The sequence below is a fragment of the Bradyrhizobium sp. 41S5 genome, assembly GCF_011516665.3.
Lineage (GTDB): Bacteria > Pseudomonadota > Alphaproteobacteria > Rhizobiales > Xanthobacteraceae > Bradyrhizobium > Bradyrhizobium quebecense.
In genome coordinates this window covers 4,677,406-4,696,105 of record NZ_CP083721.1, presented here as the reverse complement: position 1 = coordinate 4,696,105, position 18,700 = coordinate 4,677,406, and the positions used below count along the sequence as shown (strand labels likewise).

At 62.9% G+C, this 18,700-nt stretch carries 28 protein-coding genes; 12 read left to right on the top strand and 16 right to left on the bottom strand.

Annotated features, from left to right (window positions below):
• Positions 1-6: 6 nt before the first annotated feature.
• From HAP47_RS22785 to HAP47_RS22710, 16 genes are all read right to left on the bottom strand, one after another.
• On the bottom strand, positions 7-357 hold the full coding sequence (locus HAP47_RS22785) for a hypothetical protein (protein ID WP_173642685.1): 351 nt from the start codon (positions 355-357) through the stop codon (positions 7-9).
• Positions 358-497: 140 nt separating this feature from the next.
• Entirely contained in the window at positions 498-905 is a 408-nt protein-coding gene (locus tag HAP47_RS22780; RefSeq protein ID WP_173642686.1) for a hypothetical protein, read from the bottom strand.
• Between the two features lie 47 nt (positions 906-952).
• Positions 953-1,231: a hypothetical protein gene (locus HAP47_RS22775; RefSeq protein ID WP_173642687.1), complete on the bottom strand. Its 279-nt coding sequence runs from the start codon at positions 1,229-1,231 to the stop codon at positions 953-955.
• An 87-nt stretch (positions 1,232-1,318) separates the two neighbouring features.
• Positions 1,319-1,732 (bottom strand): ArdC-like ssDNA-binding domain-containing protein, encoded by a 414-nt coding sequence (locus HAP47_RS22770; protein WP_173642688.1) that lies wholly within the window; start codon positions 1,730-1,732, stop codon positions 1,319-1,321.
• Between the two features lie 70 nt (positions 1,733-1,802).
• A complete protein-coding gene (locus HAP47_RS22765; RefSeq protein ID WP_173642689.1) occupies positions 1,803-2,000 on the bottom strand; it encodes a hypothetical protein in 198 nt (65 codons plus the stop codon).
• A 15-nt stretch (positions 2,001-2,015) separates the two neighbouring features.
• Positions 2,016-3,212 (bottom strand): hypothetical protein, encoded by a 1,197-nt coding sequence (locus HAP47_RS22760; protein ID WP_173642690.1) that lies wholly within the window; start codon positions 3,210-3,212, stop codon positions 2,016-2,018.
• Positions 3,209-3,478 carry a hypothetical protein gene (locus HAP47_RS22755; RefSeq protein WP_173642691.1) on the bottom strand — a complete coding sequence of 90 codons (270 nt, stop codon included), beginning with the start codon at positions 3,476-3,478 and terminating at the stop codon, positions 3,209-3,211. The genes HAP47_RS22760 and HAP47_RS22755 overlap by 4 nt, the downstream gene beginning before the upstream one ends.
• Positions 3,479-3,486: 8 nt before the next feature.
• The gene (locus tag HAP47_RS22750; protein WP_092114302.1) at positions 3,487-3,675 is read right to left on the bottom strand and encodes a hypothetical protein; all 189 of its coding nucleotides are present in this window, start codon (positions 3,673-3,675) and stop codon (positions 3,487-3,489) included.
• A 65-nt stretch (positions 3,676-3,740) separates the two neighbouring features.
• On the bottom strand, positions 3,741-3,881 hold the full coding sequence (locus tag HAP47_RS22745; RefSeq protein ID WP_173642692.1) for a hypothetical protein: 141 nt from the start codon (positions 3,879-3,881) through the stop codon (positions 3,741-3,743).
• 4 nt (positions 3,882-3,885) lie between these two features.
• Entirely contained in the window at positions 3,886-4,224 is a 339-nt protein-coding gene (locus HAP47_RS22740; RefSeq protein ID WP_173642693.1) for a hypothetical protein, read from the bottom strand.
• Positions 4,225-4,234: 10 nt separating this feature from the next.
• Positions 4,235-4,564 carry a hypothetical protein gene (locus HAP47_RS22735; protein WP_173642694.1) on the bottom strand — a complete coding sequence of 110 codons (330 nt, stop codon included), beginning with the start codon at positions 4,562-4,564 and terminating at the stop codon, positions 4,235-4,237.
• On the bottom strand, positions 4,561-4,971 hold the full coding sequence (locus HAP47_RS22730; protein ID WP_173642695.1) for a hypothetical protein: 411 nt from the start codon (positions 4,969-4,971) through the stop codon (positions 4,561-4,563). The genes HAP47_RS22735 and HAP47_RS22730 overlap by 4 nt, the downstream gene beginning before the upstream one ends.
• 559 nt (positions 4,972-5,530) lie before the next feature.
• Entirely contained in the window at positions 5,531-5,947 is a 417-nt protein-coding gene (locus HAP47_RS22725; protein ID WP_173642696.1) for a hypothetical protein, read from the bottom strand.
• Between the two features lie 209 nt (positions 5,948-6,156).
• The gene (locus HAP47_RS22720) at positions 6,157-6,396 is read right to left on the bottom strand and encodes a hypothetical protein (RefSeq protein ID WP_173642697.1); all 240 of its coding nucleotides are present in this window, start codon (positions 6,394-6,396) and stop codon (positions 6,157-6,159) included.
• 139 nt (positions 6,397-6,535) lie between these two features.
• The gene (locus HAP47_RS22715; RefSeq protein ID WP_173642698.1) at positions 6,536-6,748 is read right to left on the bottom strand and encodes a hypothetical protein; all 213 of its coding nucleotides are present in this window, start codon (positions 6,746-6,748) and stop codon (positions 6,536-6,538) included.
• A 317-nt stretch (positions 6,749-7,065) separates the two neighbouring features.
• Positions 7,066-7,377, bottom strand: coding sequence for a hypothetical protein (locus tag HAP47_RS22710; protein ID WP_173642699.1), 312 nt, complete (start codon positions 7,375-7,377; stop codon positions 7,066-7,068).
• Between the two features lie 863 nt (positions 7,378-8,240).
• On the opposite strand from HAP47_RS22710, the gene HAP47_RS22705 reads away from it, so the two are divergent.
• The 12 genes from HAP47_RS22705 (at position 8,241) to HAP47_RS22650 (ending at position 18,658) form a co-directional block, all read left to right on the top strand.
• Positions 8,241-9,401: a terminase TerL endonuclease subunit gene (locus tag HAP47_RS22705; protein ID WP_231168339.1), complete on the top strand. Its 1,161-nt coding sequence runs from the start codon at positions 8,241-8,243 to the stop codon at positions 9,399-9,401.
• An 8-nt stretch (positions 9,402-9,409) separates the two neighbouring features.
• The gene (locus HAP47_RS22700) at positions 9,410-10,702 is read left to right on the top strand and encodes a phage portal protein (RefSeq protein ID WP_173642700.1); all 1,293 of its coding nucleotides are present in this window, start codon (positions 9,410-9,412) and stop codon (positions 10,700-10,702) included.
• A gap of 15 nt (positions 10,703-10,717) precedes the next feature.
• On the top strand, positions 10,718-12,121 hold the full coding sequence (locus tag HAP47_RS22695; RefSeq protein ID WP_173642701.1) for a head maturation protease, ClpP-related: 1,404 nt from the start codon (positions 10,718-10,720) through the stop codon (positions 12,119-12,121).
• Positions 12,122-12,157: 36 nt separating this feature from the next.
• Positions 12,158-13,570 (top strand): phage major capsid protein, encoded by a 1,413-nt coding sequence (locus HAP47_RS22690; protein ID WP_173642702.1) that lies wholly within the window; start codon positions 12,158-12,160, stop codon positions 13,568-13,570.
• Between the two features lie 156 nt (positions 13,571-13,726).
• Complete coding sequence (locus tag HAP47_RS22685) at positions 13,727-14,062, top strand: hypothetical protein (RefSeq protein ID WP_210285379.1); 336 nt, start codon at positions 13,727-13,729, stop codon at positions 14,060-14,062.
• Between the two features lie 87 nt (positions 14,063-14,149).
• Positions 14,150-14,653, top strand: a complete 504-nt coding sequence (locus HAP47_RS22680; RefSeq protein ID WP_173642704.1) for a hypothetical protein — start codon at positions 14,150-14,152, stop codon at positions 14,651-14,653.
• Between the two features lie 31 nt (positions 14,654-14,684).
• Positions 14,685-15,344: a hypothetical protein gene (locus HAP47_RS22675; protein WP_173642705.1), complete on the top strand. Its 660-nt coding sequence runs from the start codon at positions 14,685-14,687 to the stop codon at positions 15,342-15,344.
• A gap of 122 nt (positions 15,345-15,466) precedes the next feature.
• The gene (locus HAP47_RS22670) at positions 15,467-15,721 is read left to right on the top strand and encodes a hypothetical protein (protein WP_173642706.1); all 255 of its coding nucleotides are present in this window, start codon (positions 15,467-15,469) and stop codon (positions 15,719-15,721) included.
• 2 nt (positions 15,722-15,723) lie between these two features.
• Positions 15,724-16,377, top strand: coding sequence for a hypothetical protein (locus tag HAP47_RS22665; RefSeq protein WP_173642707.1), 654 nt, complete (start codon positions 15,724-15,726; stop codon positions 16,375-16,377).
• On the top strand, positions 16,377-16,850 hold the full coding sequence (locus HAP47_RS22660; protein WP_173642708.1) for a phage tail terminator-like protein: 474 nt from the start codon (positions 16,377-16,379) through the stop codon (positions 16,848-16,850). The genes HAP47_RS22665 and HAP47_RS22660 overlap by 1 nt, the downstream gene beginning before the upstream one ends.
• A 9-nt stretch (positions 16,851-16,859) precedes the next feature.
• Positions 16,860-17,108, top strand: coding sequence for a hypothetical protein (locus HAP47_RS22655; RefSeq protein WP_092114341.1), 249 nt, complete (start codon positions 16,860-16,862; stop codon positions 17,106-17,108).
• A 68-nt stretch (positions 17,109-17,176) separates the two neighbouring features.
• Positions 17,177-18,658 carry a phage tail tube protein gene (locus tag HAP47_RS22650; RefSeq protein ID WP_173642709.1) on the top strand — a complete coding sequence of 494 codons (1,482 nt, stop codon included), beginning with the start codon at positions 17,177-17,179 and terminating at the stop codon, positions 18,656-18,658.
• The last annotated feature ends 42 nt before the right edge of the window (positions 18,659-18,700 follow it).

Here is an 18,700-nt window from a genome sequence, read left to right as displayed (position 1 = left end):
GCGGAATCAGTCGCGGGCGGGGGGATTGGTGCGGGTTTCGAGGCCGCGCGCGTGGCGCTCGGCGCCCTCTACGGATTTCAGCGCGCGCGCCACGTAATCCGCTGCATTGTTGGCGTCGGCGATCCGCAGGTGATTGCGCGCGGTGCGGATCAACTGCGCGGCAAGCCGGACACGCTCCAGGCGGGAGGCCGGCGGCGTTTCCAATAGCGACAACTGCGCGTCACGCTTCTGCAGGCGCTCAATCTCGGCCAGCGCCAAGTCAGCTTGTGCGCTCGGGCTGTCGCTGTCCTCGTGCGGAACGTCAACATTCAGCGCGCCAAGAATCGAGTCGGTAAAGTCGGTGCAGGTGTAAGTCATTTGGCTTTCGTCCTTTCGTTTTGCGCACTATCGCGCAGATGGTGGAGCGACCGCGGCCAGGTGCGCGCGTCATCCACCGCGCAAAATCGGCCGTAGTCGGGAGGTGCGCCGCCGGCCGGGAAATCAGCTGGCCCCGGGGGTTACTCGGCGAGCTCTTCCAGGGTGACGCCGTCTTCGGCCGCATACTCGGAAATCAGAGTCAGCGCCCAATCTTCCGCCGCGCCGATCATTTCGCCGTCGCCGCCGCCGTGTTTCGAGTTGACCCTGGCGCATGCGTCCGCGGTCCATCGTTCAAGGCCGGGAACGTCGCCGAAAAAGTCGCGCGCGCGTTCCAAAACGGATTCCTCCGACAAGCACGCGAGGCCGTAAATCCCGGCGATGTGCTCGGCGTCGTAAAGCAGCGTCAATCCGTCATCGCGGGTTGAGCGCTGGCGCGCGTAGCGCCAGGCTACGCCGTAGCGTTGCAGCGCGGAGCGGACGCGCCATCGATACTTTGAAGCCTCGTTAACGAGCGTGGCGAGCGGCGAGCGGGGCAAGGTGAGATGCATAACGGTTCCTTTGTTCTGTGATGGGAAATCGGCCGGCGGCGGGACTGTTAGCAATTCACTTCGTGAAAGCCGCGCACACCGTTCAAGACCTTGAAGCCCGGCGGGGAACGATCGCCCTTGCCAATCCGCATAGTGGCAACCGCCGGCTTTCCCGTTGCCGCCAGGTCCGCGCAGTAGTCCGCGAATGCCTTTTCTGCATCGGCCGCGCGCTTAATCTCGACTTCGCGCCGTGGGAGCGGGCTTTTGTCCTCTCCGATGCAAAGCGCCACGCTAACGAATGCGCCGTTACGTTCCGCCGCGTAGCTATTCAAGATCAGTTTCGCCATGTCGTTTAACTCCTTTCGAATTGCGCACCATTGCGCCGAGAAAATCGGCCGCAGCCGAGGGATTGAGGAAATCGGCCGCAACCGGGACTAGGCCGCGGCGGCTTGCTCGGCCGGCTTTTCGTCGGTCTGCGAAACGTCGAAAACCGGTACCAGGATGAACCGCACCGACTCCGCCGCGGCCTCGGCCGCGGCGCCGTCCGCGCTCGGCGCCGCTGAGGCCTCGGCCGTTGCGCGCCGGCCGGACGGCGCAAAGATGTAGATTGCGGACTCGCCTTTGCGGACCGCGCGGCCGGCGGCAAGCCATTGATTGAAGCCGCCCAGCATAGTTGCGCCTTCGCATTGCATCGCCGCCAGCATGTGATTTTTTCCGGATATCGGCCGCGCGTCCGCGGTGAGGATCGGCGCGCGCTGCAGCCAAAGCGCCTTCTGCTCTTCCGTCATGTTGGCAATCTGGCGCGCCAGTTGCGCGGCCTTTTCTTTGTTGGGATTCGGTTTCCGCATGGTCTGTTTTCCTTTCCGTTTGCGCACAATCGCGCGTGTTGCATTCCGTGAGGCCGAGGCGCGCCGCGGCTTAGTGCAGTTCCCAAGCGCGCAATTCGACGCGTGAACGCTTGCCGCGCTTGAATTCGTCGCAGCGGCGCGCGTATTCCTCGGCCTCGGCGGCGGTATCAAACCGCCGAGATAGTTCGCCCCAATTGTTGAATTCGCAGCGATCAATCAGGCGAAACTTTGCGCCAACGGGCAAGATATCGAATCCATAGGCTCGCATTGCTGGCGACTCCGACTAGCTGGCGCGGATCGCGCAGAAAGGCGCAACCGGGAGGGATGGCCGAGGCGCGCCGAGCGATGACGAGGCCAGGAAGCGCGCGGCGCGGGAAGGCGCAACCGGGATAGGGGCCGCGGAGTTGGGCGCGGGCGCAACCGGGAGGGCATCGACCGTATCCGGGAGGGAAGCCGCCGCGGTTTCGACGCCGGCGGAATTGTTTGCGACAAGCCGCAACCGCGGCGCCTCGGCCTCGGCCTTGGCTGCAGCTGCGCGCGCCTCGGCCTCTTGCTCGGCGCGCCGGCCGGCCTCGGCCTCGGCCTTTGCCGCGGCTTTGGCCTCGGCCTCGGCCGCGCGAACGACGGCGCGGCGCCGCGCTTCAATTTCCAGCCATGCCATACCGCCGAGGCGCGACCGATAGTCTGCAATCTGCGCGCCGAGCTCGGCCGCGCGTTCCTCGTCGGCGCCGGCCAAAATCTCGGCCTCGGCCGAGGCAATGAGGTAGTGCCCGCGGTAGAAGTCGGCGCGCGTCAACCCGCCGGCCTCGGCGGTTTCCGGCAAGGCCGAGGCCTCGGCGGAAAGCGCGACATGATCGAAACGGCCGCGGCGATATTCGGCCGTCCGCGCGTTGCATTCCTCGGCCGGATATTCGGCGCCGGTAGCGTCACAGATGGCAGAAACGATGGACGGGACCGCGACACAATCGGAACCGATTGCCGAGGCTTTCCCGAATTCCCGCGCGACCCGCGCGCGGTAGAAGGCGAAGGCAACGCGCAAGCCGCGGCCGATATTGACCGGCTTGCCAGGCAGTGAAACGGCTGGCGCGCGTACCACGGCGCCGCATACAAACGTCACAACGATGATAGGCGACTTGCCTAGCTTTTTCGTCGCGCTTGCCGGGATGACATAATCCGCCCATGGATCCGCCGCGCCGTCCGGGATATTGGCCGCGCCGGATCCGGCTTTCTGCGCCGGCAATGCGAGGCGCAGCAAATCGGCAATGCCGCGCCAGTTCGCGCCGTCGGGATTCGCGGTCGCGTTGTCATAGGCGAGGATCGCCAGCGCGCGCCGTTCCGTTGCCTTTGCGGCCTTGGCCGCGATCAAATCAACCTGTTGCATGGTCCATTGTCCTTTCTGATTTGCGCACGATTGCGCCGAGAATTGAGGGAAGGCCGAGGCCAGGTTAGGCCGTAGCTTTGGCGCGGCGCCGCGCGTCAATCGCGGCGCGTATCACTTTTCTTGAACCGCGGCGCATAACGGCCGTTGAATGCACGCAATTCAGAAAAGGCGATATCGGCCGCGGCCTTGGCAATCCGGTATCGCGGATCGAATTTAATTCGGTCCGGAGTCAGTCCCATCGGACCGCGCGCCGGAATCCCCATTTCGGCCGCAAGGCCTTCTGTCACGGCGCCGAGGCGCGCGCCGGCCTCTTTGATCCGGTTATCCAACTCGGCCGCGGCGGCTTGGAATGCTGCAAAATCCATCGGTGCACCTAGACGCTTTCGTCAAAGCGCGCGGCCTCAAAGTCGCGGCTTGCCTGTTCTGCCTCGGCGCCGGTAAGCATGCGGCGGCTTGTCGGATAATAGAACGCGCGCGTTCCGACCGGGATGAAATGCCCGTTGCGGTCATTGGCCGGATATTTGGTAATGATCCATCGCGGATCGCCGCCATAGCGTGCCATTGTAGTCTGTCCTTTCCAGTTTGCGCACAATCGCGCGGGAGACAAATTCGACGGCCGAGGCCGAGCTATTCCAGCATGTCCGCAATGAACCGGACCGCGGCCGGATATCGGCAGAAACTGCGCAGCAATGCGACGATTCCGCGCGCCGTGTAGTAACCCGCCGGGATACCGTGCAAGTTATCCGGAATGAAGGTTTCGCGGTCCATTGGCCTAGTATCCTGCAGCCTCGGCGGAATAGTCGCGCTGGCCAGTCTCGGCGGTTTGCCAGTCCGGAAAGCGCGCGCCGTTTTCGGTATCGTTGTAACCCGCCGAAAGCCTATCGGCCGGGCAGGTGCAAACGCCATCGCGGGTTATGCGTCCAACGCAGTCCGCGCCATCGTTGCACCATTCGTTAGTCACGGTTTGCCCGTCGAAAGAAAAGATATTGGACTCGCGCGTCCATCCTTCGTCCGTTCTGGCGCCGTGCGAATGGTGCAACGTTTGGCCAGTCCGCAACGCGATACGGACAAGGCCGGATTTGTGATAGTGCCAAAAGCGCGCTGTTTTCATGCGGTATCCCTCACGGAAGGCGGTTAAAGACGGAATGATAGGCCGAGGCCTCGGCGATGCACTCGCGCGCGGCCTCAAGATTGCGAGCGCGCGCCATGGGCGAGTTTTTCGCGGCGCGCCGATAGTAAGCCGCCCAGTGCAAAGCCTCGGCCGCAAGCGCGCGGCGCGGCCGGCAAGATAGCCGCGACGTCCGCAAGGCAACCGGACCGGCCGCGCGTTCTGCGCGCGCCGTGAATTCCGTTCCGTTGCAGACAATCCAGAACGTTGCCACATTGTGGCGCCGGCCGCGCGCCTCGGCGCGTAGCGCGGAAATGGTGCGGCGGAATGCATCGCGGTTCATGCTGCGCGCTCCAGTTCGCAAGCCGCGGTCCATCCGGTTGCGCGATCATAGGAGGCCGCGCGCGCGATCATTGGCGGCTTGCGCAATTCGTCATCTGGCGGAATCACGCCATAGCGTTCCGGCGCGGCGTCAAGTTTCGCCATGGCTGCAGCATGCTCGGCCGCGCGCCACACATTGAAGGCCGCGACGATATGCGCCGGTAGCGGTTCAGCGTATCGGACAAGCATGCCGATTCCGGTTCGCATGGCGCGGCGGACATCATCGCCATTTGCTATCGATAGCTCATAGTCTGAAACGGAATGACGGATGCTAACCTCATAGCTCTCGGTTTCATCCGTGACGCGATAGTAGACGGTCCCCATGTAGGAACATTTCCAAGTGAATTGCGGCTTGCGTGTCATCGTCAAGGCCTTTCGGGTTGCGCGCAGTTAGATGACGCGAACGGTTGCGCCGGCCGGCAAATGAACCGCGCAACCGCCGTGAGAGTCGCGGCGCTTGATCTCCAGATGGACCGGCAGCCATCCGGTTGACTTCCCGACATAGAACCGGGACCGCGCGCCATCTGGCGCGGTGACTTCTACGCGCTTCCCTTCGAGGCCGATTAGTTGCGGCGCCAGCTGCGCGGGACAACGCGACCTAGTCGCGGCCGCATGATTGGCGCCGGCCTTCATTGTCGCGCGGTAGACTCGATAATGCTGGATTGTGCCGGGCTTGAATGCGCCGAGGCCTGGAGGGACCGCGGCCGAGGGAAGCCAGGCCGCGACGTCGCGCGCCCATCTCTCGGCGACACTGAAGCCAACGCAAGTATATCCGGCGCCGGATCGCAGAACATAAAGGCCTTGCTCGGCATTGATGGAATGAAAGTCACTCATCTCGGTTTGTCCTATTCGGTTTGCGCACAATCGCGCTTTGGTCCGCTTTGGCGTTCCGTTGTGCGGCGCGCCTCGGCGCCGCACCGTCGGAAAGTCAGTTGGAGGGAACGAAATTCATTCCCGTGCGGTCCAATGCCTCAAGTTTGAGGAAAGCGCGGACACGTTCCAAAGCATCCGGCCAAAGAATGACGCCGCCGCTTGTCGCCGGATCGTCGCTCCAATTGAGTCCGGCCAGAACGAAAGCCGGGCAAAAATCCCAATCGAATTGGACTTGATCGCGCTCGGAGTCCGTAAGGGATTGCCAAACGGTTTCGCAGTCTGGAGCGAGCCGGATCATGATATGGCGCATTTCGTATGCGCCCCATCCGTCACGGTATTGGTCAACTAGTTCCGCGGCGGCTTTGATTTCCGCGGGACGATCGTTGCGCCATTCCGGGTTGCTGGCGTCAATACAGGCTTCCCAGAGGCAAAGCGCGGCCTCGGCAATAAGCGGATTCAACTCGGTTTGCATCTCGGGCGCTCCTCAAAGGCACGAATTCAGAAAAGCGCGCTTGCCGTCGCGCACCGCGGCGCGCCGAGTCCGCTTGTCGCTCGGCCGGCGGTCGGAATCATGCTTGCGATACTTCATGGCCTTTTTCCTTTTCGAATTGCGCACAATTGCGCGGTTTCGGCGGTTTGCCGGTTATGCCGTGACGTGCACGGCATAGGCTGCAAATCGCGTTAGTTGATACGCTCGCAAGCGCCGGTTTCAGCGTTCCAGCGTATCAGCATATCGTTAGCTCGGATCGAAAGGCCGCGGGACATGCGGACGTCGCGCGGCGCCGGCCGGCCGGTTTCGTGAAACCATTGGCCGAGGCGGAATGCAATGTGCGTTGCGCTACTCCACAAGTGCGGATTGGCCGAGGCCGGCGCGGCATAGCCGGCCGAGGCATAGGCGGTTAAGTCATCGGGCTTTGCCATTGCGGCGCGCTCCTCAAAGGCAGCATACGAAAATGACAAACGTTCCGACTAAAGCCGCCGCGCAGAACAGAACAAAATCAAGTGTATCGTCCATTGGTCTAGCCTTTCGATTTGCGCACAATCGCGCGGTGGAAAAGTGTTAGCGGTTGCTGATGACTCGGAATCGGCTTTCGTGAACGCAAAGCCTTCCGCCATCCGCGAATTTGACGATGTGCCAGCCCGGCTGGATTGGTCCGCTTGCCGCGGTCCATCGCGCGATTTTCGCGACCTCTGGCGCGACGCTGGGAAAGCCGCCAATCGCTGGCGTGCCATGCAATTCAATGCGCGATCCGGTTTTGAGGGATTGAGACATGCTTGGCCTCTTAGCGGCGGTTGAGGCGCGCGCGGCGCCGGATCAGAAGGCGGCGAGGCTTTGCCGGAATGCAGTGGATTGCGAAGAGGACGAGCCAGCACGCGGAATAGATCGCTGCAAACGTGGCCAGAGTGAAAGCCGGGTTAGCGATGCAAAAGGAAATGAAGTCGTTCATTTCGCCGGGCCTTTGAAGTTGCGCACAATCGCGCCGTGGTGACGCGTACATGCGCAGATGTCGGCGCGGCCGTCAATGGGTAAAACGCAAAATTGCGAGAAAAAGTTGTATTTGTTCGGCTGAGTATCGCAATATTGAGACGTTAGCCGTCTAGTGCAGCATTGATCCGGCCCAGCAATTCGGCGCGCTGGCGCCCGGTATCCGGTCTAATTCCTGCAATGATCGCCCAAATCTGCCGTGCGATGTCAGGCCCAGCACCATTGGCCCGATACTGCGCCAGCGTGTTCTCGGACACGTAGAGCAGGCGCGCAGCTGCGGCATTCGAGAGGCTTGCGCCTTCCTGCCAGGCCCGGAATTCAGCCGCGCTGATTCTGAGTGAAACATCAGCGGAAGAGAAAGCCCGGCTTGCTGGCTTGCGCTTGGCCATTGGCTTGCTGGTCTTTGTGTCGGTCATTGGACGCCTCAAGATTGAGTTATGCCGCAGTCATCCAACCCGCAACTATCACGGAATTGAGTTGCTGCGGGCGCCGTCCCTGCTGTCATCCACCGTCAAGCGGTGGAACAGCGATTTGACAGCCGACTCAATTTGCGATTCAGAGCAAGCACGGTGACGCATTGTCGCTGCAATCCAACGCCCGCCAGGTCGCACCGCCTTGGCGGGTTTCGCATGTCAGGGGCACGGCATGGGCGAGGTAGTCGAGCTATCGCCCGACGCGCCGCGCCGTGCCCGCCGACAGCGGCGCCAGCCTGCAGTCATCATTGTGTTGCCACTGGTTCGGGTCGAGCGCTGCATCAGCGCCGCCGACGCATGGGATGCAATGCCAAGCGATAGCGCGCCGCATGGTGCGGCATAGCCGGGCGGATCGGCGTGCGCCTGCCACGACAAGCGGACGTCACCACAAGGCGAGCTAGTCGAGAGAGAAAGGCGGGCGGTTGCCGCGCGCGGCGCGGCGCCAGCGGCGCCAGCGTATCCGCTGACACTATTCGGCCAGGCTGAACCACGGCCGCACCAATCCGCCGCCACCGCAACCGACACGCCAGCCCGCGCCAAGCCAAGCCAGCGCCTCGAGGCCAAGGGGTATGGGGTCGGAAAGTCTAGGAACCGACGGGACCCCCTACCGCACGGGGGCTCATTTGCACAATTTTTTCTGCCGCGACCGAATTTTTCAAGGTGAAGCGTCGAAATGACCGAAAAACCGGAAAACGGCGGATCTGGAGAAAATCCGGCGGCCAAGCCGAAATCGGCGCCACGGAAAAAGGCCAGGAAGCCAGCGAAGCGGAAGGCGAAGGCCCGCGCAAGCAAGGGGGGCCGCGGACGTGGTCGGCGGCAAGAAAGCCGCCTTCGTCCTGGTCGACGAGCTCTGGATCTTCGGCAAGCGTGCCAACGCCGCTGCGATGTTTCAGGAAGCGACCGGCGGTCTCGTATCGAGGAAAGAGGGCTTCGTCGTCTATCTCTCGACGCAGTCAGACGCGCCGCCGGCCGGTGTGTTCAAGGAGAAGCTCGACTATTTCCGCGACGTCCGTGACGGCACCATTGTGGATCCGACCAGCTTCGGGATGCTCTACGAATTCCCGGAGGCCATAATCAAGGCGAAGGCCTACCTCGACCCGTCGAACTGGCGGATCACGAACCCGAATCTCGATCTTTCCGTCAGCACCGAATGGCTGCTGAGCGAACTGACCAAGGCCCAGCGCGGCAACGAGGACGCGCTCCGGACCTTCCTAGCCAAGCATCTCAACGTCGAGATCGGCATGAACCTCCGGGCCAATCGTTGGCCTGGCGCAACGCATTGGCAGAAGCGCGGCGATCAGAAGATCACGCTGCGCTACCTGTTCAAGGTCTGCGACGTCATCGTGCCCGGTATAGACGGCGGCGGGCTCGACGACCTCTTTGGGCTCAGCTTGCTGGGCCGGCACAAGATCACGAAGGACTGGCTCCTCTGGGTGCATGCGTGGTGCCACCGCGGCGTGCTCGATCTGCGGCACTCGATCGCACCGCGCCTGCTGCAATTCGAAAAGGAGGGCGATCTCACGATCGTCGATGACGAACTCGAGGACATCTCGAAGATCGTTCGCATCATCAAGTTGGTGAAGAAGAAGCGGCTCCTGGGCGGTGTTTCGGTCGACCCTGCCGGCCTCGGCGAATTCGTTGACGCCTTGGCCGACAAGGAAATCGACATCACGGTCGAGAACAAGCTGCTCATCGGCGCCCCGCAGGGCTTCGGCATGATGAACAGCATCAAGACCTGCGAACGCAAGCTGGTCAAAGGAACGCTGCGGCACGCGCCGAGTCCGATGATGGATTGGTGCGTCAGCAATCTGAAGATCGAGCCGACTGCCACGGCAATCAGGGCAACGAAGCAGACCGCGGGCGATGCCAAGATCGACCCCGCGATTGCGATGTTCAATTCAGCCTACCTGATGGCGACCAATCCAAAGGCTCATGGCCACGCGAAGCCGAGGGCCATGGTTCTTTGAGGGTCTGAATGGGCATCTTCGATATCTTCAGATCCCGTGGCGGCGTTCCGGTGGAGCAGCGGCGCGAGCCGCGGGTCATGGCCTCCGCCGAGGTTTCGTCGATCGCGGACCTCGATGATCCGCGTATCCAGGAATATCTGCGCGGCCGCGGTTTCGGCAGCGAGGCCGGCGCGCCGGTGAACCCGCACTCCGCGTTGAAGGTGGCCACCGCTTTTCGGTGCGCGGCCATCATCAATGGTGCCATCGCGACGCTGCCGATGGACATCAAGCGGCGGACCGGCAACACCCGCGTCGATGCCAACGATGCCATCATCTGGGACGTGCTGAAGACGAAGCCGAACCCCTGGCAGACGCCAAGTGAATTCAAGCGCCTCATGCAGATGATGGTGCTGATGCGCGGCAATGGCTATGCGCTGATCGTGAGAGGAGCGTTTGGCAAGATCAAGTGGCTGATCCCGCTGGTCGGCGCGATGCAGGTCAAGCAGAACACCGACTTCACGCTGACCTATACGTACACTCGGCCGGATGGTGCGCAGATCACGATTGCGCAAGAGGACATCCTTCACCTCCGCGGCATGTCGTTGGACGGCATCAACGGGCTTTCGGTTCTCGGTTTCGCTCGCGAGACGATCGGCATCTCGATCCAGTCGGAGAAGCACCTGGCCAAGGTGTTCAAGAACGGCACTTCCGTGGGGACCGTTCTCTCAACCGCCGGCGAGGTTGACGATAGGGAAAGGTTGAAGGCTGATCTTGAGGAGTACCGTGGTGCGGAGAACGCGCACAAGACCCTCATCCTCGAGGGTGGTCTGAAATGGGAGAAGGTCGACCTCAGCAACCTTGATCTCCAGTTCATCCAGAACCGTGAGATCACGGCGACCGAGATATGCATGTTCTTCGGAGTGCCGCCGTTCATGGTCGGTCTGACCACGAAGCAAACGTCGTGGGGCTCCGGCGTTGAACAGATGGGCATCGGGTTCGTCGCCTATACGCTTCAGGACTGGTTCACGATGTGGCAGGACGCGATCAAGCGCGATCTGCAGCCGCCGGATGACCCAACCCTTTACGTGCGGATCAATCCGTCGGGATTGTTGCGGGCCGACATCAAGACGCGAGTGCTGTCGTATGCCGTCGGTCGCCAATGGGGCTGGTGGTCTGCCGACGACGTGCGCGAGATGGAAGACGCGAACCCGCTGCCCGACGGCATCGGCCAGACATACCTGCAGGCGGTCAACATGCAGGACGCCAGCAAGGCGACGGCCGATCTGGCCGCGCACGATCCAAACGCTCCGACATCCAAGTAATTGACGAGAGGGCACATGGCTGATCTCAATCGCGCCGGCCGCGCGTTCGCGCGCGACCTTATCGCCGGTGACAACATCGATCGGGACTCGGCGTGGTCGTTCACTGCCGATGATGGCAATACGCTGCTCGGCGACGCTGGCTCCGACTGGGCGAATTACGGCAAGCATCATCTCGGTATCGACACGACCGAGAACTTCGACACCAAGGACCATTGGAAGTACCCGTTCGCCAAAGACGGCAAGATCTATCGGAGCGCCCTGGTCGCGATCCGGCAGCGGTCGAGCTCGCAAAAGGACAAGGTAGTCTATGATGCAGCCGGCGCGCTCCTCGACGAGATCGACGGCGACACTGACTCGAGCCAGGCCGATGCCGGCAAGGGCCCGAACGCCGGTGGTGGCGTGATCACCGTAGCGAACCGGCCCCCGCGCATTGAAGTGCAGCCGCGCTCGGACCTCGCGTCGTCGGCGCCGGCGAGTCCTGATTGCTTCTCGCGCTGGAATCCCGGCATCCGCGCGGCGACCGCAGACGAACCGAACGTCATCGAGATGTTCGACGTGATTGGATACGACTTCTGGAGCGGCGGAGGGATCACCGCGGATTCCGTTTCCAGCCAGTTGAAGAGCTTCAGCGGCCAGCCGGTCGAGGTGCAGATCAACTCGCCCGGCGGCGATATGTTCGAAGGCATCGCGATCTACAACCTGCTGAATCAGTATCCCGGCAAGGTCACGGTCAAAGTGATGGCGCTCGCGGCAAGTGCGGCCTCGGTGATCGCCATGGCCGGCGATGACGTCCAGATCGGGCAGGGCGCCTTCATCATGATCCACAACTGCTGGGTCATGGCGATCGGCAACCGCAACGATATGCGTGAAGTCGCGGACTATCTCGAACCGTTTGACCAGGCGCTGCGCGACATCTACGTCGCCCGGACCAGCATGAAGGCGAACGACGTCGCCACCTATATGGACGACGAGACGTTCATCGGCGCGCAGCAGGCGATCGACGAGGGCTTTGCAGACACCCTCCTGTCGCAGGAGAAGATCAAGGAAGACAAGAAGGCCGCCGCAACCTCGAAGTCCAAGATTGCTGCCCTTCACATTGAAGCTGCCCTGGTCCGCCGCGGGCACGTCCCCGCGGCACAGGCGCGCAGCATGATTGTGAATGCGGCCGGTGCCGGCGCCGACGGTACGCCGGCCGTCCGTGAGATCGAGAAGATCCTGACCCGGAACGATGGCGAGCATGAAGGCATGTCTCGCGGCACGTTCCGTGCGCTCATCCGAGATTTGAAGAGCGGCACGCCTGCGGCGGCCGCCAATCAAAGTGACGTCATGCCTGGCGCTGATGTCGGGTCCAAGCCTGGCGCTGGACAAGCCGAACTGCTGACGGCGATCGCCGCCTTCAAGCAGGTCGCGAAGTCGTAACGCTCAACGCAATCCATCCAATCGGAGAATTTGGCCATGACGCGCCATTTCGCGCCGCGCAGCCTGCTGTCTGCTGCGCCTCGTGCACTCATGCTCCCGGGAGTCCGCGCCGACGTAAGTCCGGCCGAGCTCGTCCAGGGGCTCACCAAGGATCTGGGCGACTTCAAGTCGGCTCAGGTCGAAGCCATGAAGCAGCTCGAGAAGGTCGTGAACGACTTCCGTGCTGCCAACGACACGTCGTTGAAGGCGAAGGTCGACGATGCCGTGATGACCGAGCAGGTCAACCGCATCAACGCCGCGATCGACGAGGGCGTGAAGCAGCAGAAGGATATCGGCGCCAAGATCGACAAGATCACCGCTGAGATCGAGAAGCTGACCGAGAAGCAGGCGTCCCTGACCGTTCTGGGCAATGGCACCAAGGCGAGCAAGGATCCGCGCACGTCGAACCCGAACTTGCCGGAGTACGCGAAGGCGTTCAACCGGTACTTCCGCCGCGGCGAGAATGCCGTGGAAGGTGGCGCCTCGGCGCTGCGCGACCTCGAGGTGAAGGCCGCGATGTCCGTCGGCTCCGATCCGGATGGTGGCTACACCGTCCTGCCGGAGATCGAGCAGACCATCGACGAGGTCGTCCAGCAGATCTCGCCGATGCGCGATCTCGCGACCGTCATGACGATCGGCACCTCGGAGTACCGCAAGCTGGTCAACCAGCACGGCACCGCCTCGGGCTGGGTCGGTGAGGTGGACTCGCGTCCGCAGACTGCCGGATCGAACCTGAGCGAGCTGAAGTTCCCGATCATGGAGATGTATGCCATGCCGGCAGCGTCCCAGAGCCTGCTCGACGACGCGTTCGTCGACATCGGCGCCTGGATCGCCGGTGAGGTGCAGCTCGAGTTCGCCCGCCAGGAAGGCAACGCCTTCGTGGTCGGCGACGGCCAGAACAAGCCGAATGGCATCGTCGGTGGCTACCAGACCGTGGCCAACAACGCCTATGCCTGGGGCAAGATCGGCTTCGTGACCACCGGCGCCGCCGGCGCCTTCGCGAACGCCAACCCGGCTGACTGCTTGGTCGACCTCCTGCACTCGGTGAAGAGCCCGTACCGCATCAATTCGACCTTCGTGGCGAACCGCGGCACGCTCGGCGCGATCCGGAAGCTGAAGGACGGCCAGGGCAACTACCTCCTGAACATGGTCCTTCGTCAGGAGGGCTTCATCGAGGAGATCCTCGGTCGTCCCGCGGTCGAGATGCCTGACATGCCGGACATGGGCGCGAACTCGCTCTCGGTCGCTTACGGCGATTTCAAGCGCGCCTATCTGATCATCGACCGGATCGGCATTCGCGTCCTGCGCGACCCGTACACCGCCAAGCCCTACGTGCTGTTCTACACGACCAAGCGCGTCGGCGGTGGCGTGCAGAACTTCGAGGCGTTCAAGCTCCTGAAGTTCGCGTAAGCGCGCTCCGAGCCACGTTCGCAAGCGCGGCTCGGCCAACGCCGGGCCGCGGCACCTTCCCCCCAATTTCCTCAACCTTCAGAAGGGACCTGCGCTATGAAGCGTGATCTCCGGAGCAACGTTGACGTTGCTCAGACTCTTGCGCCGGCGGCCCGTGTGAACGGCACCGCAAACGGCGTAACCGTCGACCTCCAGGGCTACGAGAGCGCGATGTTTGCGTTCGAGGCCGGTGCATGGACCGACGGCTCGCACACCCCGTCGATCCAGCACAGCGATGACGGCACGACCTTCGTTGCCGCCGCAGCCCCGGACATCCAGGGCGCATTCGCTCCTGTTACCAGCGGCGCCGGCCAGAATGCCGTGCAGCGCGTCGGCTATGTCGGCAGCAAGCGCTACGTCCGCGGATCGGTCCTCACGTCCGGCGCGACCACCGGCCTGGTGCAGTCGATGGCCGTCGTCCGCTCGAGGGCCCGTGTGTCGCCGCTTCCGTAACCGAATGCGGAGGGATCAGGTGCGGCGCTGTATCCATGACGGCGCCGCAGCCTGTGAGCCGGTGTTCAACATTTAGGGAGACCTGCCATGAGCGCAGTAGTCGTGACGCCGTTTCCTGGCGTCAAGGATGGCGAGACCAATCCAACCCATTTCGTCGAGGGAGACGTGATTGATGGGGACCTCGCTGAGACCGCCTTGAGGTATGGCCTCGCGGTCCAGGAGGGTAGCGAAGGGGCCGATACCGCCGGTGCTGGCGATGGCGGCGGAAAGGTGATCGTCGTCGACGGCCAGGTCGAGATCCCGGAGAACTGGCCGAAACTGAAATGGTTTGCCCTGAAGGCCTTGGCCGAGAAGATCCTCGGCAAGCCCGTGGCAGGAACCGATGAGGCCCGCAACATCGTGCAGGCGGAGGTCGACCGGCGCGCGAATCCCGAGACGTCGGAAGCGGGCGTGGCTGGTGCTGGCGGCGATGTGGCGCCTGTCGGTCAAAAGGAAGGTGGTGAAAGCCAGGCTGGTGCCGGAAGCGCGCAGGCCGATGCCGGTGGCAAGCCTGTCGCCGGCACGGATGCCGGCGCTGCCACGGCCGGCTGATATCTGGATCGGCTGCGACGGCGAGGCGTAGATGCTCAGCACCATCGTTCGCGCCGTCGCGGCGACCACAACAGGCTTGACCACGCGAGACCGCGTCAAGAGCGACCTCAAAATCACTGGAACAGCCGAGGACGCATATATTGACGAGGCGATCGCGCGCGTTTCGGCGCTGATCTGCTCGTACCTCAAGGTGCCGATGGCCGATGACGGATCCCGTACCCTAGCGTCCGAGGATCTCGTCCAGACCTTTCGGTTTCGCCACCACGACCATCATCGGGAGAGCTTGGTCCTGGCCCGCAAGCCGGTCACCGCGGTGGCGTACGTCAAGATCAACGATGTCGTGATCGACCAGGACGACTATGAACTGATCGGCCGAAGCGGCATCCTTTATCGGCTTCGCTTCGGACATCCAAGTCATTGGCCGTGCCGCGGCAAGGTCGAGGTACGCAGCACCGCCGGTTGGCTCCTGCCCAACGACACCGGACAGTCGACATTGCCGTCGGATATCGAGGGCGTCGCTGTGGACCTGATCAAGGCCGCGCGCGAGGCGCGGACACGGGATCCGATGGTCAAGTCGGTTGCGGTGGTCGATGTCGACCAAGTCGACTACTGGGTCGGCAATATCGGGCAGGGGCCATTCCCGCCGGATATCGAAGCCAAGCTCGAAGCCTACAGGTATCGATCGCTGTGAGCGAATACACCGATCGGCAGGATGCGTCCCTCGCGGCTCGAGGCGAAAACATCCTTTTGCGCCGAACCATCGGCGCGAGTAGGGATGAGGTCGGGGTTCGAGCGCACGTCCGCAGCTATCGGATGAATGCCGACGAACTCGCCAGGGGAATCTACAAGCAGCCGTACGTCGTCATCATCACGCTGACGCAGATCACGGCAGCGGGGTGGCCGGAGCATGCATCGGCGGCTGCTGCGGCGCCATTCGATGTCGACCCACGCATTCCAGTGATCGGCGACGTCACCATCATCAAGGGCGGCGCCAAAACAGTGAAGGCAGTCGATCCGGTTGCGGTCGACGACGAAGTCGTCCGCGTCAAGATGATCGTCGATGGTTAGAGATGGCCCGCATCTCGACCTTCGAGCGCGATCTGAAACTCGCCACGGCGGGGATGGCGCCAGAGAACATCGCAAAGGAGTTGGCCGCATTCGCGAGGCAGGAACTGGCGGCCGTCATTCAATCCGGAGAGGGATCTGAGCGCTACGATCGCTACGTGAACGGAAATCTCGGCGCCGCGGAGGAAACAGTCGTTCCGCCGGGCCCGATCCTCTACGTCTTCCATTGGTGGCGTGAGATCGTCGAGTTCGCGCTGCAAACCGCGGTCGAGCGGTCGCCTGAGAAGTCGGGCCGTTACAAGCGGGATTGGTTCATCATGACGCCAGGTGGCGTCGTGAAGAGCTTCGACGAGATCCCGATCAACTCGACGGTCATCCTGACCAACAACCAGCCCTACAGCCGGAAAATCGACGTCGGTCACATGCGGATGTCGGTGCCGCCCGGTGTTGTTGAAGATGTCCGCAAGGCGGTTATGGCGAGATTTGGCAACTTCGTCACGGCGAAGCGCACGATGATCACGTTGCCAGGTGGCTACATCCTCAAGGGGCACTTTCGCCGCGGCTATCGACCGTTCGCGCGGACAAAGCTGCGGAAAGACACTATGGCGGGAGCGCAGATGACGTATCCGGCGCTCGTTCTGACGATGAAGGTCTCCTGATGGATCTGCCGTACGACGAGGTATTCGACGCCATTCGTGACTATCTCGGCTACGTCGATGTCGATACCAACGCTCCGGTCATTGGCAACTGGGATTTCAGCGTTGCGCCGCTGGTCTATGAAAACGAAGGGGACGGCTCTCCCAGCGGAGAGATCAAGAGCTGGGTCCTCGTCATCCTGAACAGCCAGCTTTACGGCCAGCAGTCGATAGGCGGCGGCATCGACGCCGGCGACAACCGCTGGGATGAAGACGGCACCATCTGGTTTCACGTCTTCACGCCTCGCGGCATCGGCTCGCGTGAGGCGCGGCGCATCGCGAAGGGCCTTGCCAATATGTTCCGCGGCAAGACGATGCTCAATGACCGGCTAGAGTTCTTGGATGCCGACATGGGCGCGGGCGATCCCGGTGCGGAGAACGCGAACTATTACCTGATGTCCGTCAGCATCGAATGGCGCCTGATCGAGGCGGAATAGGAGACTCCAATGGACGAGCACGACGTTCTCAAGCCCTTCAACACCGTGAACCGGCGCTTCAGGCCCGATGACGAGCGCTGTAACGTGGTGCGCTCCGATGATCATCTCGAGCCGCACTCGATCGAGACACTGAAGGCCCGCGGCTTCATCAAGGAGCGCGGCGAGGCTGTAGCGCTGCCGACGTCCGTGGCGGCGGAGGTGCCCCCGAACAAGCTTGAGGTGAGCCGGCCGGCCACCCCAGCGACCTCCGAGAAGTAACTCACCCCATCCATCGCTGACCTCACGCAAGGCGCCCCAACGGGCGCCTTTTTCATTGGGAGAACGCCGTGACCTCATCCAACCGCACGCAACTTGCTCTCGTTCGGGAGACCACGCCCGGCGTCACCCCGACGACGCCGCGCATGCGCAAGGTCAGGATGACCGGGGAGTCCTTGCAGTTCGGTCCGACCTATGTGGACTCGGAAGAGATCCGCGACGACCGTATGCTTGGTGACCCGATCAAGACGAACCAGGCGTCGTCCGGCGGAATCAACGGCGAAATCTCGTATCCCGATGACGGCTCGGCGCTGTCCGAGATCCTGATGTCGGCGTTTGAGAACGTCTGGGCGAACACGCCGCAGTTCTTCAACGACGGTACCGCGGATAGCGTCATCACGGATGCCGGCACGGTCGCGAGCACCTATGCGGTGGCTTCCGGCGGTGCAGCGGTGAAGCTCGGCCATCTCGTCCGTGCCAGCGGCTTCGTCCAGGGCGCCAACAACCAGGTCTTCAGAGCCTCGGCCTCGACGGGAACCACGGTTGTCGGCGCCGCCGGACTGGTCGCCGAGGTCGCTCCTCCCGGCACGGCCAAGCTCAAGGTGGTGGGCTTCGCCGGCGCCGCCGGCGACATCACGGCCTTGGTCGACGGCCTCGGCTCGACCGCGCTGGATTTCACGACGCTTGGCTTGGTCGTTGGGCAGTGGATCAAGGTCGGCGGCGCCGCGGATATCACCCAGTTCGCCTTCCTCGTCACTGCCGGTGCCAAGGCGCGAGCGGCCGCATACGCTCGCGTCACCGCGATCGCGGCGCAGAAGCTCACGCTGGACAACCTGCCGTCCGGATGGGCGGCCGATCCCGGTACCGGCAAGACGATCTGGGCTTTCTTCGGCGACCAGATCAAGAACGGTGTCGCTCCGAACTCCATGACGATCGAGCGCGGCTTCCTCGGCGAGCCGGTGCCGTCCTACATCGTGAACATCGGCATGCAGGCGAACACCTTCAACGTCGACATGCAGAGCGGCGACAAGCTGAAGTGGCAGGCGACGTTCACTGGCCTCGGCGGCAGCATCGGGACGGTGACCTTGGACGCGAGCCCGGATCCGGTGACGACCGGCGTCGTCATGGCCGCGAACGCTAACGTCGGACGCCTCGGCGTCAACCAGGTGCAGTTGGGCTCGCCGAACTGGGCGAAGGGCTTCTCGATCCAGATCAACAACAACCTCCGGACGCTCGACGCTGTCGACTCCGACGCGCCGGTGGCGATCAATGACGGCGAGTGCACAGTCACCGGCAAGGTGACGACGTATTTCGGCAGCGCGACCGAGGTGCAGGCCTTCTACAATGGTACGCCGCGGCCGATCAACTCGCGCATCGCGAAGAACGGCCAGGCGCTGATCTTCCAGGTGCCGCGCGCCGTCTACCGTGGTGGCGGCAACCCGCAGGCCACGGCCAAGAACACCGACGTCATGGCCGATTTCGACTACCAGGCCTCGCAGGACGTCGTGACCAACGCGCACGTCCTTCTCGATCGGCTCGAATACGTGGAGTAGGCCGGCCGCCAAACTCTGGTCCCATCGCTAAAGACGAGGCTG

Bases quoted from the DNA above. Each gene is read 5' to 3' on its own strand.
- HAP47_RS22740 (WP_173642693.1), bottom strand. From the start codon at position 4,224: ATGAAAACAGCGCGCTTTTGGCACTATCACAAATCCGGCCTTGTCCGT.
- HAP47_RS22665 (WP_173642707.1), top strand. From the start codon at position 15,724: ATGGCCCGCATCTCGACCTTCGAGCGCGATCTGAAACTCGCCACGGCG.
- HAP47_RS22780 (WP_173642686.1), bottom strand. From the start codon at position 905: ATGCATCTCACCTTGCCCCGCTCGCCGCTCGCCACGCTCGTTAACGAG.
- HAP47_RS22715 (WP_173642698.1), bottom strand. From the start codon at position 6,748: ATGTCTCAATCCCTCAAAACCGGATCGCGCATTGAATTGCATGGCACG.
- HAP47_RS22770 (WP_173642688.1), bottom strand. From the start codon at position 1,732: ATGCGGAAACCGAATCCCAACAAAGAAAAGGCCGCGCAACTGGCGCGC.
- HAP47_RS22725 (WP_173642696.1), bottom strand. From the start codon at position 5,947: ATGCAAACCGAGTTGAATCCGCTTATTGCCGAGGCCGCGCTTTGCCTC.
- HAP47_RS22690 (WP_173642702.1), top strand. From the start codon at position 12,158: ATGACGCGCCATTTCGCGCCGCGCAGCCTGCTGTCTGCTGCGCCTCGT.
- HAP47_RS22735 (WP_173642694.1), bottom strand. From the start codon at position 4,564: ATGAACCGCGATGCATTCCGCCGCACCATTTCCGCGCTACGCGCCGAG.
- HAP47_RS22720 (WP_173642697.1), bottom strand. From the start codon at position 6,396: ATGGCAAAGCCCGATGACTTAACCGCCTATGCCTCGGCCGGCTATGCC.
- HAP47_RS22775 (WP_173642687.1), bottom strand. From the start codon at position 1,231: ATGGCGAAACTGATCTTGAATAGCTACGCGGCGGAACGTAACGGCGCA.
- HAP47_RS22785 (WP_173642685.1), bottom strand. From the start codon at position 357: ATGACTTACACCTGCACCGACTTTACCGACTCGATTCTTGGCGCGCTG.
- HAP47_RS22750 (WP_092114302.1), bottom strand. From the start codon at position 3,675: ATGGCACGCTATGGCGGCGATCCGCGATGGATCATTACCAAATATCCG.
- HAP47_RS22660 (WP_173642708.1), top strand. From the start codon at position 16,377: ATGGATCTGCCGTACGACGAGGTATTCGACGCCATTCGTGACTATCTC.
- HAP47_RS22755 (WP_173642691.1), bottom strand. From the start codon at position 3,478: ATGGATTTTGCAGCATTCCAAGCCGCCGCGGCCGAGTTGGATAACCGG.
- HAP47_RS22745 (WP_173642692.1), bottom strand. From the start codon at position 3,881: ATGGACCGCGAAACCTTCATTCCGGATAACTTGCACGGTATCCCGGCG.
- HAP47_RS22695 (WP_173642701.1), top strand. From the start codon at position 10,718: ATGGCTGATCTCAATCGCGCCGGCCGCGCGTTCGCGCGCGACCTTATC.
- HAP47_RS22700 (WP_173642700.1), top strand. From the start codon at position 9,410: ATGGGCATCTTCGATATCTTCAGATCCCGTGGCGGCGTTCCGGTGGAG.
- HAP47_RS22655 (WP_092114341.1), top strand. From the start codon at position 16,860: ATGGACGAGCACGACGTTCTCAAGCCCTTCAACACCGTGAACCGGCGC.
- HAP47_RS22670 (WP_173642706.1), top strand. From the start codon at position 15,467: ATGAATGCCGACGAACTCGCCAGGGGAATCTACAAGCAGCCGTACGTC.
- HAP47_RS22680 (WP_173642704.1), top strand. From the start codon at position 14,150: ATGAGCGCAGTAGTCGTGACGCCGTTTCCTGGCGTCAAGGATGGCGAG.
- HAP47_RS22675 (WP_173642705.1), top strand. From the start codon at position 14,685: ATGCTCAGCACCATCGTTCGCGCCGTCGCGGCGACCACAACAGGCTTG.
- HAP47_RS22765 (WP_173642689.1), bottom strand. From the start codon at position 2,000: ATGCGAGCCTATGGATTCGATATCTTGCCCGTTGGCGCAAAGTTTCGC.
- HAP47_RS22710 (WP_173642699.1), bottom strand. From the start codon at position 7,377: ATGACCGACACAAAGACCAGCAAGCCAATGGCCAAGCGCAAGCCAGCA.